The following is a 15,012-nucleotide window of genomic DNA, read 5'->3' on the forward strand; positions in this document are numbered from 1 at the left end:
GTTTGATGTGTAAGCGCTAGAATCCCTGGATATTGTTGGAATCCGTTCGCGCAAGCTTTGCTTGCGCGTTCTGGTTTTCAGCGTTCGGCAGCGAAAAGCCGCATCCAGACCAGGATTGTTCTGCCCATGTCGACCTCAGCCCGCCTCATTCTGCTTGTTTGTGCCGCGCTCCTCAGCGCCTGCGCAAGCCGCCCACCACCCGCTCCAGTGGCCGTCAAGCCCAAGCCGGTGTTCAATTACTCCACACAGAGTTTCTCGCCAGCTGCCGAAGACGTGCTCTTCCGTGCGCTGGGCCTGGTCGGCACGCCTTATCGTTGGGGCGGCAACACGCCGGATTCCGGGTTTGATTGCAGTGGCCTGATCGGTTTCGTCTACCGTGATGCGGCGGGCATCTCGTTGCCGCGTACCACCCGCGAATTGATCGTGATGCGTGCGCAGAATGTCAGTGAGGAAAACCTGCAAACCGGTGACCTGCTGTTTTTCGCCACGGGTGGCGGTTCGCAGGTCAGCCATGCCGGTATCTATGTGGGTGAGGGGCGTTTTGTACACGCCCCACAGACTGGCGGTACGGTGAAGCTGGATACGTTGGCCAAAGCGTATTGGCAGAATGCCTACTTGAGTGCCAAGCGCGTGCTGCCGGCAAACCTGGCTCGTAATCCATAAACACCGCCTAACGCTGCAACAAGCGGGTGCAATGCCCGCTTGCCGCTTTGGCTTGTCCGGCCAGCTTTAATTGACGCTCCACCCCCAACCCACTAACCTTCGCGGCTTGTTCCAGGTGCTCTGTGACCTAGGGGTCGACAGGGTGAAACAGGGAAGCCGGTGAGTGAGCGCACTTGTACACAGTGCTGCCGCGATCCCGGCGCTGCCCCCGCAACGGTAAATGAGTCAAGACGCTGCCTTTTGCCACTGTATCGCCTCGCGATATGGGAAGGCGCAACGTCGGCTTGCTCTTTTGTAGAGCGCCACTCATGAGCCCGGAGACCGGCCTGAAACATCCAACAGCATCACGGTGGGCGATGCTTGGCTGTCTGTTTGGTCTTTTTCTGCCCGCCGTTTTTGTTCAGCCCCAACGGAGAGCTGCCATGACTGATTCCCCTGACCGCGATGAACGCCACCTGGCGCGCATGTTGCGCAAAAAAGCCGTCATCGATGAGCGGATTGCCAACTCCCCCAACGAATGCGGATTGCTGCTGGTGCTGACCGGCAACGGCAAAGGCAAAAGCAGTTCGGCGTTCGGCATGCTCGCTCGCGCCATGGGCCACGGCATGCAATGCGGTGTGGTGCAGTTCATCAAGGGGCGTAACAGCACCGGTGAGGAATCGTTCTTCCGCCGCTTCCCCGAACAAGTGCGTTTTCATGTGATGGGCGAAGGCTTTACCTGGGAAACCCAGGACCGTCAGCGCGACATCGCCGCTGCCGAGGCTGCCTGGGCGGTTTCCCGCGCAATGCTGCAAGACCCGCGCATTGGCCTGGTGGTGCTGGATGAGTTGAACATTGCCCTCAAGCACGGCTACCTCGACCTGGATCAGGTACTGAGCGACCTGCAAGCCCGCCCGCCGATGCAGCACGTGGTCGTGACGGGGCGCGGTGCCAAGCCTGAACTGATCGAAATGGGCGATACCGTCACCGAAATGGGCATGCTCAAGCACGCGTTCCAGGCCGGTATCAAGGCACAGAAGGGCGTCGAACTTTGAATCAGCCCCGTCATTGCCCGGCCGTGTTGATTGCCGCACCGGCGTCCGGCCAGGGCAAAACCACCGTCACCGCCGCGCTCGCTCGTTTGCACCGCAACCTGGGGCGCAAGGTACGCGTGTTCAAGTGCGGGCCGGACTTTCTCGACCCGATGATCCACGAGCGTGCCAGCGGTGCGCCGGTCTATCAGTTGGACATGTGGATGGTCGGCGAGCAGGAAAGTCGTCGTCTACTGTGGGAAGCTGCGGGGGAGGCCGACCTGATCCTGATCGAAGGCGTGATGGGCCTGTTCGACGGCACCCCGTCCAGCGCCGATCTGGCCCGTCACTTCGGCGTGCCTGTCCTGGGCGTGATCGACGGCACCGCCATGGCTCAGACCTTTGGTGCCCTGGCCCTGGGCCTGGCGCGTTACCAGCCGGACTTGCCGTTCGCCGGCGTGCTGGCCAACCGCGTGGGAACCCTGCGCCATGCGCAACTGCTTGAAGGAAGTCTCACTGAGGGCCTGCGCTGGTACGGCGCACTCTCCCGGGAAACCGGGATCGAGTTGCCCAGCCGTCACCTGGGGCTGGTGCAAGCCAGCGAATTGAATGACCTGGATGTACGCCTGGATGCTGCCGCCCAGGCCCTGGGCAGCAGCTGCGAGGTGGCTCTGCCGCCGCCGGTGAGCTTTGCCGCCCCGGAGTTGATCGAGGCCGAGCCGTTGCTCGCCGGCGTACGTATTGCCGTGGCCCGCGACGAAGCGTTCGCTTTCACCTATGGCGCCAGCCTTGACGTGCTGCGGGCGATGGGCGCCGAGCTACGCTTCTTTTCGCCGATTCACGATTGTGAATTGCCTGACGCCGACAGCCTCTACCTGCCCGGTGGTTACCCGGAGCTGCACCACCGCGCGCTGTCGGACAACACACCGATGCTCGACGCCATCCGCGCCCACCACGCTGCCGGCAAGCCTTTGCTCGCCGAATGCGGCGGGATGCTCTACCTGCTGGACTCGCTCACGGACGTTGAGGGCACCCGCGTCGAACTGGTCGGCCTGCTGCAGGGTGACGCAGTGATGCAAAAGAAACTCGCCGCCCTGGCCCTGCAAAGTGTCGACTTGCCGGAGGGGGTGCTGCGCGGCCACACCTATCACCATTCCCTGACCAGCACCCAGTGGCAGCCGATTGCCCGAGGCTTGAGCCCCAATGGTGGGCGCGGCGCCGAAGCTGTTTATCGTCAGGGGCGGATGACCGCTTCGTACGTACACTTCTACTTTCCGTCCAACCCCCAAGCCGTTGCCGCGCTGTTTGCGCCCGATGTCGAGGTCGCAACCACACCATGAGTGACAACGCTTTCCCCCAGGCCGATCGCGACGCGGTCTACCGCGTTATCGCCGAACGCCGCGATATGCGTCACTTCAGCGGCGGCACGGTCGCCCCTGAGTTGTTGCACCGCTTGCTCCAGGCCGCGCACCAGGCGCCCAGTGTCGGGCTGATGCAGCCTTGGCGGTTTATCCGCATCAGCGACCGCTCCCTGCGTGGGCAGATTCAACAACTGGTGGAGGACGAACGCGTGCGCACCGCCGAAGCCCTCGGTGAGCGCTCCGACGAATTCATGAAGCTCAAGGTCGAAGGCATCCACGACTGCGCCGAAGTCTTGGTGGCAGCGTTGATGGATGATCGCGAGCGGCATATTTTCGGGCGGCGCACCTTGCCGGAAATGGACATGGCGTCGCTGTCCTGCGCAATCCAGAACCTGTGGCTGGCGGCCCGCGTCGAAGGGTTGGGCATGGGCTGGGTCTCGCTGTTCGAGCCCCAGGCCCTGGCCGAGCTGCTGGGCCTGCCGCCCGGCGCGAAACCCTTGGCGGTGCTGTGCCTGGGGCCGGTGACCGAGTTCTACCCGGCGCCTATGTTGCAGCTCGAAGGCTGGACCGAACCACGGCCGCTGAGTGACATGCTGTATGAAAATGTGTGGGGAGTGAGTCAATGAGTGTGGCCTTGCTGTGTGTCGCCGCGGTGGCGCTGGATGCGTTGCTGGGCGAGCCCAGGCGTTGGCATCCGCTGGTGGCGTTCGGCAATTTCGCCGGGCGCATCGAGCAGCGCTTCAATACCGGTGGCCGTGGCTGGCGCAGCCATGGCGTGACCGCGTGGTGTATCGCAGTGGTGCCGCTGACCGTGCTGGCCACGGCGTTGTCCTGGGCGCCCTACATCGGTTGGGTGCTGGAGATTCTCGCGTTGTACTGTGCACTGGGCATGCGCAGCCTTGGCGAACACGTGATGCCGGTGGCCCAGGCGTTGCGCAGTGATGACCTGGAACAGGCGCGTACACGTGTGAGTTACCTGGTGAGCCGTCAGACCAGTGAGCTGGACTCCACCGCAGTCGCCCGCGCCGCCACCGAGTCGGTGCTGGAAAACGGCAGTGACGCGGTGTTCGCCGCGTTGTTCTGGTTCGTGGTGGCCGGTGTGCCGGGCGTGGTGCTCTACCGTTTGAGCAACACCCTGGATGCCATGTGGGGCTATCGCAACGAACGCTTCGAGCGCTTCGGCTGGGCGGCCGCCAAGATCGATGATCTACTCAACTATATTCCTGCACGCCTGGTGGCGTTGACTTACGCCGTGCTGGGCAACACCCGCCTGGCGCTGAAATGCTGGCGCACCCAGGGCCGAACCTGGGACAGCCCCAATGCGGGGCCCGTGATGGCGGCCGGTGCGGGGGCATTGGGTGTCGAACTAGGCGGCGCGGCGATTTATCACGGCGAGTTGCATCAGCGTCCACCGTTGGGCGAAGGCCCGGCAGCCGATGCCGATTCCATCGAGCGTGGCTGGCAACTGGTGCAGCGCGGCGTATGGTTATGGCTGCTGATTCTCTGCGCGGGGGCGCAATTCTATGCTTGAGCACGGTGGTCGGCTGCGTAAGGCAGCGATTCAGTACGGAATTGCCGAAGCCGATTGGCTCGACCTGTCCAGTGGCCTGGCGCCCTGGCCGTGGCCGATCCCGGAGATCCCGTTGCGGGCCTGGGCGCGGTTGCCGGAAACCGATGATGGCCTGGAAGCGGCGGCCAGTGAGTACTACGGCACCACGCATGTCCTGCCGGTGGCGGGTTCCCAGGCGGCGATCCAATTGCTGCCGCGCCTGCGTCGCACCGGTAAGGTCGGCGTGCTGTCGCCGTGTTATGCCGAGCACGCCGAAGCCTGGCGCCGCGCCGGGTATGTGGTGCGCGAGGTGCAGGAGCAGGAAGTCGACTTTTTCCTGGATGCCCTCGACGTGCTGGTGGTGGTCAATCCGAACAATCCCACCGGCCTGAGCCTGGCCCCGCAACGCCTGCTGGAGTGGCATTCACGCCTGGCCCAGCGCGGCGGTTGGCTGGTGGTGGACGAAGCGTTCATGGACGTTACCCCGCAACTGAGCCTGGCGGGGCAGGCCGATCAGGTTGGCCTGATTGTGTTGCGCTCGTTCGGCAAGTTCTTTGGTTTGGCCGGTGTGCGCCTGGGCTTCGTACTGGCCGAACGCAAATTGCTCAAGTTATTGGCCGAGCAACTTGGCCCCTGGACGGTCAGCGGGCCGACACGCGTGCTGGGCCAGGTGTGCCTGCGTGACAGCGCCGGGCACGCGCGTCAGCGTCAACGGTGCATCGACGCCGGCCGACGTTTGTATGAGCTACTTGAGCGTCATGGTTTTCAGCCGCACGGCGGCTGCGCGTTGTTCCAGTGGTTGATCACACCGCACGCAGAACGCCTGCATGCGTTCATGGCTCATCGCGGCATCTTGTTACGCCTGTTTGTCCACGACAGCAGCCTGCGTTTCGGCCTGCCTGACACCGAGGCGGATTGGCTGCGACTCGATGAAGCCCTGACGGCCTACAAGGAAGCAGCATGAGTACGCTGATGGTGCAAGGCACCACTTCCGATGCCGGGAAAAGTACGCTGGTGACCGCGCTATGCCGCTGGCTGGTACGCCAGGGCGTGGCGGTGGCACCCTTCAAGCCGCAGAACATGGCGCTCAACAGCGCGGTGACGGCCGAAGGCGGCGAGATCGGTCGTGCCCAGGCAGTGCAGGCCCAGGCTGCCCACCTGGCACCGCACACGGACATGAACCCGGTGCTGCTCAAACCCAATAGCGACACCGGTTCCCAAGTGATCATCCAGGGTCGCGCCGTGACCAGCATGAATGCAGTGGCCTATCACGACTACAAAGCCATCGCGTTGCAAGCGGTGCTGGCCTCTCACGCACGGTTGAACGCCGCCTACCCGGTGGTGATGGTGGAAGGTGCCGGCTCCCCGGCGGAGATCAACCTGCGGGCGAATGACATCGCCAACATGGGCTTTGCCGAAGCGGTGGATTGCCCGGTGCTGTTGATCGCCGACATCAACCGCGGCGGTGTGTTCGCCCATCTGGTCGGCACCCTGGAACTGCTATCGCCAACCGAGCAGGCCCGGGTCAAGGGTTTTGTCATCAACCGTTTTCGCGGCGACATCGCGTTGTTGCAGCCCGGGCTGGATTGGCTGGAAGCGCGCACCGGCAAGCCGGTCGTGGGCGTGCTGCCCTACGTGCTGGACCTGCACCTGGAAGCCGAGGATGGCATTGATTCGCGCCAGATCGACAAGGCGGCCCAAGTGCTCAAGGTGGTGGTGCCGGTATTGCCGCGCATCAGCAACCATACGGATTTCGACCCCCTGCGCCTGCACCCTCAGGTGGACTTGCAATTTGTCGGGCCGGGCCAGCCGATCCCGGCGGCCGACCTGATCATCCTGCCGGGCTCCAAAAGCGTGCGTAGCGACCTGGCGTATCTGCGCGCCAATGGGTGGGACACTGCCGTGGCCCGGCATCTGCGCTACGGCGGCAAGGTGTTGGGGATTTGCGGCGGTCTGCAGATGCTCGGCGAGCAGGTGCATGACCCGCTCGGGCTGGAAGGGCCGTCCGGGTCCAGCGAGGGCTTGGGGCTGTTGGCGTTCAGCACGACGCTGGCAGCCGAGAAGCAATTGCGCAACGTGCGCGGGCGCTTGTTGCTGGAAGACGCCGAGGTCAGTGGTTATGAAATTCATGCGGGGGTGACGTCCGGCGATGCGCTGTCGAAAGCGGCCGTGTTGCTGGACGATGGTCGTCATGACGGTGCCCAGAGTGCGGACGGGCAGATTCTCGGCACCTATCTGCATGGCCTGTTCGAGACGCCCGCCGCGTGCAGTGCCTTGCTGCGCTGGGCCGGTCTGGTCGACGTGCAAGCCGTGGATTACCACGCCCTGCGCGAGCGCGATATCGAGCGTCTGGCGGATCTGGTGGAGCAGCATCTGGATACCGATTTATTGCGCACTTTGTGTGGAGTGGCAGCATGCACCAACTGATTATCGGCGGTGCCCGTTCCGGCAAAAGCCGCCTTGCTGAAAAGCTCGCCACCGACAGTCGATTGCCCGTCATCTATATCGCCACCAGCCAGCCGCTGGACGGCGAAATGAGCGAGCGCGTCGCCCAGCATCGCCAGCGGCGGCCCGTGCACTGGGACTTGATCGAGGAGCCTGTCGAGCTGGCGCGGGTGTTGCGCGAAAACGCCGCGCCCGGGCGTTGCCTGCTGGTGGATTGCCTGACGCTGTGGCTCACCAACCTGTTGATGCTCGAAGATGCCGAGCGCTTGCTGCATGAGCGCGAACAGTTGCTGGAAACCCTGGCGTCTTTGCCGGGGGAAATCATTTTTGTCAGCAACGAGACCGGTCTGGGTGTCGTGCCGCTGGGCGAATTGACTCGCCGCTATGTGGATGAAGCCGGTTGGCTGCATCAAGCCTTGGCCGAGCGGTGTCAGCGCGTTGTCCTGACGGTTGCCGGCTTGCCCCTGACGTTGAAAGGTACTGCGTTATGACTGACACCTGGTGGCTCAACCCCTGCAAGGCCGTCGATGCCTCTGCGCATGAACAAGCGCTGGCACGCCAGCAGCAATTGACCAAGCCGGCCGGTTCCCTCGGTCAATTGGAGGCTGTGGCGGTGCAGTTGGCCGGCCTGCAAGGCCAGCTCAAACCCTCGGTGGATCACGTGTGGATCGCCATCTTCGCCGGTGACCATGGCGTGGTAGCCGAAGGCGTGTCGGCGTTCCCGCAGGCAGTGACCGGGCAGATGTTGCATAACTTCGTCACCGGCGGCGCGGCAATCAGCGTGCTGGCGCGGCAGTTGGATGCGCAGCTGGAAGTGATCGACCTCGGCACCGTGACGCCCTCGCTGAATTTGCCCGGCGTGCGCCACCTGAACATTGGTGCGGGCACGGCCAATTTCGTCAGCGGCCCGGCGATGACTCAAGCGCAAGGGCGCCTGGCCCTGCAAGCGGGTCGTGACAGCGCCCGGCGTGCCTTGGAAGGCGGTGCACAACTGTTTATCGGTGGCGAAATGGGCATCGGCAATACCACCGCCGCCAGCGCTTTGGCGTGCGCCTTGCTCGATTGCCGGGTGAGTGACCTGACAGGCCCGGGCACCGGTCTGAATGCCCAGGGGGTCAGCCATAAAGTCGCCGTCATCGAGCGTGCACTCGCATTGCATGCCGATCAGCGTGACGATGCATTGCAGACCCTGTTCAACCTCGGCGGGTTTGAAATTGCAGCGTTGGTCGGTGCCTATCTGGCCTGTGCCCAGGAGGGCGTGGCGGTGCTGGTGGATGGGTTTATCTGCACGGTTGCCGCATTGGTCGCTACGCGCCTGAACCCGGCGTGCCGGGAGTGGCTGGTGTTCGGCCATGGGGGAGCGGAGCCGGGCCATCGGCCGGTGCTGCAAAGCCTCGCGGCACAACCGTTGCTGGCGCTGGGTCTGCGCCTGGGCGAAGGCAGCGGCGCGGCGCTGGCGGTGCCGTTGTTGCGCCTGGCTTGCGCGCTGCATGGGCAGATGGCGACCTTCGCCGAAGCGGCTGTGGCAGACCGTCCGGCATGACCTTGTACCTGGACCTGCTGCGCCACGGCGAAACCGAGTTGGGCGGTGGCCTGCGCGGTAGCCTGGACGACGCGCTGACCGCCAAGGGCTGGGAGCAGATGCGCAGCGCCGTGGTGGAGCGGGGCCCATGGGATCGGTTGATCAGTTCCCCATTGCAGCGTTGCGCGCTGTTCGCTCAGGAGCTGGGCGCACGCCTCACTCTGCCGGTGAGTCTGGAAAAGGATCTGCAAGAGTTGCACTTCGGCGCCTGGGAAGGGCAGAGCGCGGCGGCGCTGATGCAAACCGATGCCGAAGGGCTGGGCCTGTTCTGGGCCGACCCGTACCGCTTCACGCCGCCTGAGGGCGAGCCGGTCAGCGACTTTTCCAAGCGGGTGCTCGGCGCCGTCTCACGCTTGCATCAGGCGTATGCCGGCGAGCGCGTATTGCTGATCAGCCATGGTGGTGTGATGCGCCTGCTGCTGGCGCAGGCGCGCGGTTTGCCTCGGGAACAGTTGCTGAACGTCGAAGTCGGCCACGCTGGATTGTTCAGCCTGCACGTGGCGGCCGATGGCGTGTTGACGGAAGGACCCTGACGATGCTGCCGTTCTGGATCGCCCTGCAATTTCTGAGCAGCCTGCCGATTCGTTTGCCAGGCATGCCGCAGCCTCAGGAGCTGGGGCGTTCGCTGCTGTTTTATCCATTGGTGGGCTTACTGTTCGGGTTGCTGTTGTGGGGCCTGAATATCGCGCTGATGGGCGCGCCGCTGTTACTGCACGCCGCGCTTTTGCTGACGGCCTGGGTGTTGCTCAGTGGCGGCTTGCACTTGGACGGCCTGGCCGACAGCGCAGATGCCTGGCTCGGTGGCTTCGGCGACCGCGAGCGCACGCTGACCATCATGAAGGACCCGCGCAGCGGCCCGATTGCCGTGGTGACGCTGGGCCTGGTGCTGCTGCTCAAGTTCACCGCCTTGGTGGCCTTGATTGAGCAGCGCAATGGCGTGGCGCTGATTCTCGCGCCGTTGATCGGGCGGGCTTCGATGCTGGCGTTGTTCCTGACCACGCGTTATGTGCGTGCCGGCGGTCTGGGGCAGGCGCTGGCGGATCATTTACCGCGGATCGTCGGCCAGCAGGTGCTTATCCTGAGTGGCTTGGCCTGCCTGCTGATCGGCGGCTTCAGCGGCGGCGTAGCCGTTTTAATCGCTGCGCTGAGCTTTTTCGGCTTGCGCCAATTGATGGTCAACCGGCTGGGCGGCACCACTGGCGACACCGCCGGGGCGCTGCTGGAGCTACTGGAAATGACCGTTCTGATCGCGCTGGTGCTGTAACACTTTCTTGCATTTTCTTAATCCCGGGTATATACACGCTCTATGCTTGCCTCCCAGTGTTTATGCACCAACCTGCGACGTGCCGCCCGTGGCGTCAGCAGGCATTACGACGGCGCTCTCGACGGCTTCGGGATCAACGTCGCCCAGTATTCTCTGCTGTGTAACCTGCAACGTCTCGACCAGCCGAGTATTTCCAGCCTGGCCGAGGCCATGGGGCTGGATCGCAGCACCTTGGGGCGCAATCTCCGTGTGCTGGAAGGGGAGGGGCTGGTGCAGTTGGTCGAGGGCGATGACCTGCGCAACCGCCTGGTGCTGCTGACTGCGGCGGGTGAGGAACGACTGGCCGCCGCCTTGCCGGCCTGGGAGGCGGCGCAGCAGAAACTGATCGATCGACTGGGTGCGCAAAAACGCGAAACCTTGTTGGCCTTGCTGGACGAACTCGCTTGAAAGCGAGTTTGTTCGAATACAAGCGGGTATATACCCGCGAGCGGAGAATAAGAAATGACCACGATGTGGCGCACCAGTGGCTGGGTTTTGTTGGGGAGTGCGCTGATCCTGGCGTTGTCCCTGGGCGTACGGCATGGCTTCGGCCTGTTCCTGGGGCCGATGAGCACCGAATTCGGCTGGGGGCGTGAGACGTTCGCCTTCGCTATCGCCCTGCAAAACCTGATCTGGGGCATTGCGCAACCCTTTACCGGAGCCTTGGCCGACCGTTTTGGCGCGACGAAGGCGGTGTTTGTCGGTGGCGTGTTATACGCCGTCGGCCTGGTGCTGATGGGCATGTCCGATTCGGCGTGGTCGTTGTCCCTGAGTGCGGGGTTGTTGATCGGTATCGGGCTGTCGGGTACTTCGTTCTCGGTGATTCTGGGGGTGGTGGGACGCGCCGTGCCACCGGAAAAACGCAGTATGGCCATGGGCATTGCGAGCGCCGCAGGTTCCTTTGGCCAATTCGCTATGGTGCCGGGCACCTTGGGTTTGATCGGCTGGCTGGGCTGGTCGGCCGCCTTGCTGACGCTGGGCATGATGGTGGCGTTGATCCTGCCGCTGGTCGCGATGCTCAAGGACAAACCGCTGCCCACCCTGGCCGGCCAGCAAACGATGCGCGAAGCCTTGAGTGAAGCCTGCTCCCATTCCGGCTTCTGGCTGCTGGCCTTCGGCTTCTTTGTCTGTGGGTTCCAGGTGGTCTTTATCGGCGTGCACCTGCCGGCCTATCTGGTGGATCAGCACTTGCCAGCAACCGTAGGCACCACGGTGCTGGCGCTGATTGGCCTGTTCAACGTGTTTGGCACCTACACCGCCGGTTGGCTCGGTGGGCGCATGTCCAAGCCGCGCTTGCTCACTGGGTTGTATTTGCTGCGTGCGGTGGTCATCGTGCTGTTCCTGTGGGCGCCGGTGACCCAAGTCACGGCTTACCTGTTTGGCATGGCCATGGGCTTCCTGTGGTTGTCGACCGTGCCGCTGACCAATGGCACGGTAGCGACGCTATTTGGTGTGCGAAATCTGTCGATGCTCGGCGGGATTGTGTTCCTGTTCCATCAGCTCGGTTCGTTCCTCGGTGGCTGGTTGGGCGGCGTGGTCTATGATCGGACGGGCAACTACGATTTGATCTGGCAGGTGGCTATCCTGTTGAGCCTGCTCGCTGCGGCCCTGAACTGGCCGGTCCGTGAACGGCCGGTGGCTCGGCTAGAAGCGCAGATGGAGACAGCATGAGTGTAACGGCGCGGTGTTTGGCAGTGGCGGCAGGTGTATTCCTGCTGTTGCTGGCCTGGTGGGGCTGGCAGAACGGCGGCTTGGCGTTGATGCAGTTAGGCATGGCGATCTGTTAAGTTCGGTGTCTGAACTGAACAAGGACCTTCGACATGTTGATGCGCTGGCTCGCTATACCCGTCCTGATGGCTGTTGGCAGTGTGGCCATGGCTGCCGATTGCCCGGCGCTGCTTGAGGGGCAATTGCCCAAGTTGCGGGCCAAGGAGTCCATCGATTTGTGCCAGCGCTTTGCTGGTAAACCTCTGGTGATCGTCAATACCGCCAGCTTCTGCGGGTTCGCCCCGCAATTCAAAGGGCTCGAAGCCTTGTACCAACGCTATAAGGGCCAAGGGCTGGAAGTGATTGGCGTGCCCTCCGACGATTTCAAGCAGGAAGCCAAGACCGGCGAAGAGACCGCCAAGGTCTGCTACGTGAACTACGGCGTGACCTTTACCATGACCGAACCGCAGACAGTCAAAGGCCCGGATGCGGTGCACCTGTTCAAGATCCTGGCGCAACAGAGCAGCGCGCCGAAGTGGAATTTCTATAAGTACGTAGTCGACCGACAAGGCAAGGTGATCGGCAATTTTTCCAGTTTGACCAAGCCGGACAACCCGGATCTGATCAAGGCGGTTGAGCAGGCGCTGGCGTCCAAACCCTGATCTTCGGCCACGAAAAAGCCCCGCCTCCTTTACGGGAGAGCGGGGCTTTTTTATACAGCGTGAATCAGAACTTGTACGTCACGCCCAAGCCGAAGCCGTTGGCGCTGTTTTCGTACTTGGCGCTATAGGACGAACCCAGAGCGTTGGTCTTGTTGACCTTGACCGGCTCTTCCTTGAGGTAGGAATAAGCCAGGTCGACCATCATGTTTGGCATGACTTCATAGCCCAGGCCCACACTGAAGATCGTACGGTCGCCGGTAGGAATACGTGGCGAACGGTCAGTGTTGTTGGTTGGCGACTGGTCGAAGGTCAGGCCGGTACGCAGTACCACTTGTTTGGTAACCTGGTACGAAGTACCCACGGCGTATGCCCAGGTGTCATGCCAGTTCTGCGGCTCGGAGATAGAGCCCACGATTTGCGGTGCTGCAAGGCCACCGGCGCGGGTGACGCCTTCGTTGTTGACGGTGATGTCTTTCAGACGGCTCCAGCGAGTCCAGGTGCTACCGGCATAGACTTTCCAGGCATCGTTGATGTCCTGGGTGACGGACAGGTCGTAGGACTCGGGCGTGTCGATTTTCAACGAGGCGTCGTATTTACCGCTGGCCAACAGCGCAGCGGTAGGGGTCGGCGCGCTCACTTCGGTGTGGCCTTCCAGCTTGTAGCTGACTTTGGAGTGGTAAGTCAGGCCCACGCGCGTGGTGTCGGTGGCTTGTACCAGCACACCAACGTTGAAGCCGACAGCAGTATCGTCGCCTTTGATCGTGACGTTGGTGTTCGGGACGGCTGGGTTTGGCGTCAGGGCCAGCTCGGATTCCAGTTTGCCGGAAATCCGGTTGATGGTCGGGCCAAAGCCGATGGAAACCCGGTCGTTGAAGGCGTAGCTGACGGTCGGCTGCAGGGTGATGACAGACACTTTGCTGTAGCTGCCGAACGAGCGACCCTGGAACCCTCTTTCATAATCAGTCACCAGGCCGAACGGTGCATACACACCGAAGCCGATGGCCCACTGATCATTGAGTTTATTAGTGTAAAAGCCGAATGGGACGCCTGTGAACGGCACCATGTCGCCTTTGTTGCTGCCGAAAGAACGGCCGCCGGCATCTTTGATATCGGTGGAGGCATCGATGGCAGCAACACCACCGGTGATTTGCTGACCTTGCAGGCGAGCCATACCAGCAGGGTTACCGTAGACAGTGCTTGCGTTATCCGCAGAAGAAGAGCGGCCTGCGAAACCCGTACCCATCCCGGCAACGTCTTGCTCGTTCAAGGCAAAGCCGCTTGCGAACAGTTGGGAAGATGCCATGGTAACGGCGAGGCTAAGTGTGGTCTTGAGCATTACTTTTTTCATTATTAGAACTCCGTGGTGATCACCGCTGCGGAAAGTAGCAATAAATTTGAGTTAGCGCTATAGGCCGTAAATCAGGAGATAGAGCGGTTTTGTAGGACAATCCGACCAGATTCGCCGTTTTTAGCCGAATCTTGCAAAACGCCTGATCAACAAGTCACCTGATTCATGGGTGAAACACAGGTTTGCCACGCACGGGTGAAATCCCGCAGGCGGCCTTGAGGGTGAAATATTTCTTTCCAGATACGCGCCATCGCCAATACATCACCTGGCGGGGGTAGGGCAGGGCTGTGTTGTTCCACCAGTAACCAGGCGATTGCCGTGGCGTAGCGCAAGTTCACCGTCAGCTCCAGCTGCGGGGCGCTCAGGAATGCATGTTGGCTGGCCAGCCCACGCACGAGGCTGGCACGTTCGGGGTCGAGCGCCAGGTAGTCGTCCCAGAGGGCGCGGTGCCGAGGTTCGGTGATGCTGTATAGGCCATGGCCGCGTCGATCATGCAGGGCGGAACCCAGTTCCGATTGGCTGGCGGCGATGCCCAGCAGCAGAGATTCGGCTGTCGGATCATGGCGGCCGAGGTACATCAACGTCGGCCGGATCACATAACGACACAATTCGCTGGCGGCGATACCCATACAAGCCTCAATCCATGAAAGTGGATGACGAGGCCTGAGAGAGGAGGGCTTGGCAGCGGTGAATTGGATCTCAGGCCCCGTCGGAAGCGGATCATGCCGCCTGAGTTGAAGTGTAGTGTCATATTTGCGATGTAAAGGACTGTTTTTAAAATATTTCCTTCATTTAGTTATAACGTTTATATCTATTTGAACTTAGTACAAAAGCTCAACTACCGAATTTCAGGCAATAAAAAACCCTGCCGTCAGACAGGGTTTTTGTATTTCAGCGACCTGGGTCGATCAGGCAGTCAATGCCTGACGGGTGCGATCGATCACAGCCTGCAGCGGTTCGGCGCTGGAGTATTGATCGGGGTACAGGCGTTCGCTGTGACGCGCGATGCCGTGTTCGTTGACCAGAGTGAAGCTGAAGCAGCCTTTGCGAGCAGCCATGATCAGGCAGTTCATTGGGGCAAAAGCGTTAGTGAGGGTGCGAATGGCATCCTGAGTGTGGATTTGAGCGTGCATATTATTGGTGTTCCTACAAATGACACGGATAAGAACCGTGCAACGTTAAAACGTTCCAGTAACGCTGATCACCATTGATCAAGCGAAGAACCCGACTGGAACAAAGCAGCCAGTTGAAGCGCTGATAAGTTTGGCGCGCTTGGGCTGGCAGGTAGGTACTTAGGAGGGCAGGCGACACAACAAGGGCAAAGGTTCTGGGCCCGGGGTGAAGATCCTGATCAATTTGCAGGTTGGTTCGGTCAGAGTATT

General features: G+C 61.9%; 17 protein-coding genes and 1 riboswitch. Of the genes, 14 read left to right on the forward strand and 3 right to left on the reverse strand.

The annotated features are described in order from the left end of the window. Window positions 1-126 precede the first annotated feature (126 nt). The 14 genes from JBE38_RS01340 (at window position 127) to JBE38_RS01405 (ending at window position 12,282) form a co-directional block, all read left to right on the forward strand. A complete protein-coding gene (locus JBE38_RS01340; RefSeq protein ID WP_060756090.1) occupies window positions 127-663 on the forward strand; it encodes a C40 family peptidase in 537 nt (178 codons plus the stop codon). 96 nt (window positions 664-759) lie between these two features. Next, a riboswitch (cobalamin riboswitch) is annotated at window positions 760-1,007 on the forward strand. Window positions 1,008-1,085: 78 nt separating this feature from the next. Then, window positions 1,086-1,697, forward strand: coding sequence for a cob(I)yrinic acid a,c-diamide adenosyltransferase (cobO, locus tag JBE38_RS01345; RefSeq protein ID WP_205343395.1), 612 nt, complete (start codon window positions 1,086-1,088; stop codon window positions 1,695-1,697). Beyond that, a complete protein-coding gene (locus tag JBE38_RS01350; protein WP_205343396.1) occupies window positions 1,694-3,013 on the forward strand; it encodes a cobyrinate a,c-diamide synthase in 1,320 nt (439 codons plus the stop codon). The genes cobO and JBE38_RS01350 overlap by 4 nt, the downstream gene beginning before the upstream one ends. Beyond that, complete coding sequence (bluB, locus tag JBE38_RS01355; protein ID WP_060756087.1) at window positions 3,010-3,660, forward strand: 5,6-dimethylbenzimidazole synthase; 651 nt, start codon at window positions 3,010-3,012, stop codon at window positions 3,658-3,660. Before JBE38_RS01350 ends, bluB begins: the two co-directional genes overlap by 4 nt. After that, complete coding sequence (cbiB, locus tag JBE38_RS01360; protein ID WP_205343397.1) at window positions 3,657-4,565, forward strand: adenosylcobinamide-phosphate synthase CbiB; 909 nt, start codon at window positions 3,657-3,659, stop codon at window positions 4,563-4,565. The genes bluB and cbiB overlap by 4 nt, the downstream gene beginning before the upstream one ends. Further along, window positions 4,558-5,547, forward strand: coding sequence for a threonine-phosphate decarboxylase CobD (cobD, locus tag JBE38_RS01365; protein ID WP_205343398.1), 990 nt, complete (start codon window positions 4,558-4,560; stop codon window positions 5,545-5,547). The genes cbiB and cobD overlap by 8 nt, the downstream gene beginning before the upstream one ends. Further along, window positions 5,544-7,010 carry a cobyric acid synthase gene (locus JBE38_RS01370; RefSeq protein WP_205343399.1) on the forward strand — a complete coding sequence of 489 codons (1,467 nt, stop codon included), beginning with the start codon at window positions 5,544-5,546 and terminating at the stop codon, window positions 7,008-7,010. Before cobD ends, JBE38_RS01370 begins: the two co-directional genes overlap by 4 nt. Next, the gene (cobU, locus tag JBE38_RS01375; protein WP_090369472.1) at window positions 6,998-7,519 is read left to right on the forward strand and encodes a bifunctional adenosylcobinamide kinase/adenosylcobinamide-phosphate guanylyltransferase; all 522 of its coding nucleotides are present in this window, start codon (window positions 6,998-7,000) and stop codon (window positions 7,517-7,519) included. Before JBE38_RS01370 ends, cobU begins: the two co-directional genes overlap by 13 nt. Beyond that, complete coding sequence (gene cobT / locus JBE38_RS01380) at window positions 7,516-8,571, forward strand: nicotinate-nucleotide--dimethylbenzimidazole phosphoribosyltransferase (RefSeq protein ID WP_161549113.1); 1,056 nt, start codon at window positions 7,516-7,518, stop codon at window positions 8,569-8,571. The genes cobU and cobT overlap by 4 nt, the downstream gene beginning before the upstream one ends. Then, a complete protein-coding gene (cobC, locus tag JBE38_RS01385; protein ID WP_126870991.1) occupies window positions 8,568-9,143 on the forward strand; it encodes an alpha-ribazole phosphatase family protein in 576 nt (191 codons plus the stop codon). Before cobT ends, cobC begins: the two co-directional genes overlap by 4 nt. 2 nt (window positions 9,144-9,145) lie before the next feature. Then, entirely contained in the window at window positions 9,146-9,874 is a 729-nt protein-coding gene (locus JBE38_RS01390; protein ID WP_205343400.1) for an adenosylcobinamide-GDP ribazoletransferase, read from the forward strand. A 42-nt stretch (window positions 9,875-9,916) separates the two neighbouring features. Beyond that, complete coding sequence (locus JBE38_RS01395; protein WP_060756079.1) at window positions 9,917-10,321, forward strand: MarR family winged helix-turn-helix transcriptional regulator; 405 nt, start codon at window positions 9,917-9,919, stop codon at window positions 10,319-10,321. A 54-nt stretch (window positions 10,322-10,375) separates the two neighbouring features. Continuing rightward, window positions 10,376-11,584, forward strand: a complete 1,209-nt coding sequence (locus tag JBE38_RS01400) for an MFS transporter (RefSeq protein ID WP_090369481.1) — start codon at window positions 10,376-10,378, stop codon at window positions 11,582-11,584. 149 nt (window positions 11,585-11,733) lie between these two features. Next, entirely contained in the window at window positions 11,734-12,282 is a 549-nt protein-coding gene (locus JBE38_RS01405) for a glutathione peroxidase (RefSeq protein ID WP_090369483.1), read from the forward strand. 64 nt (window positions 12,283-12,346) lie between these two features. Here JBE38_RS01405 and JBE38_RS01410 read toward each other — a convergent pair whose 3' ends face one another. The 3 genes from JBE38_RS01410 to JBE38_RS01420 form a co-directional block, all read right to left on the reverse strand. After that, window positions 12,347-13,630 carry an OmpP1/FadL family transporter gene (locus tag JBE38_RS01410; RefSeq protein ID WP_060756076.1) on the reverse strand — a complete coding sequence of 428 codons (1,284 nt, stop codon included), beginning with the start codon at window positions 13,628-13,630 and terminating at the stop codon, window positions 12,347-12,349. Window positions 13,631-13,776: 146 nt separating this feature from the next. Further along, window positions 13,777-14,259, reverse strand: a complete 483-nt coding sequence (locus JBE38_RS01415; protein WP_060756075.1) for a hypothetical protein — start codon at window positions 14,257-14,259, stop codon at window positions 13,777-13,779. A gap of 279 nt (window positions 14,260-14,538) precedes the next feature. Continuing rightward, window positions 14,539-14,763 carry a hypothetical protein gene (locus tag JBE38_RS01420; protein WP_126844866.1) on the reverse strand — a complete coding sequence of 75 codons (225 nt, stop codon included), beginning with the start codon at window positions 14,761-14,763 and terminating at the stop codon, window positions 14,539-14,541. Window positions 14,764-15,012 lie beyond the last annotated feature (249 nt).

Origin of the sequence: Pseudomonas sp. ICBG1301 (assembly GCF_016918385.1) — a bacterium.
In the GTDB taxonomy this organism is placed as follows: Bacteria; Pseudomonadota; Gammaproteobacteria; order Pseudomonadales; family Pseudomonadaceae; genus Aquipseudomonas; species Aquipseudomonas palleroniana.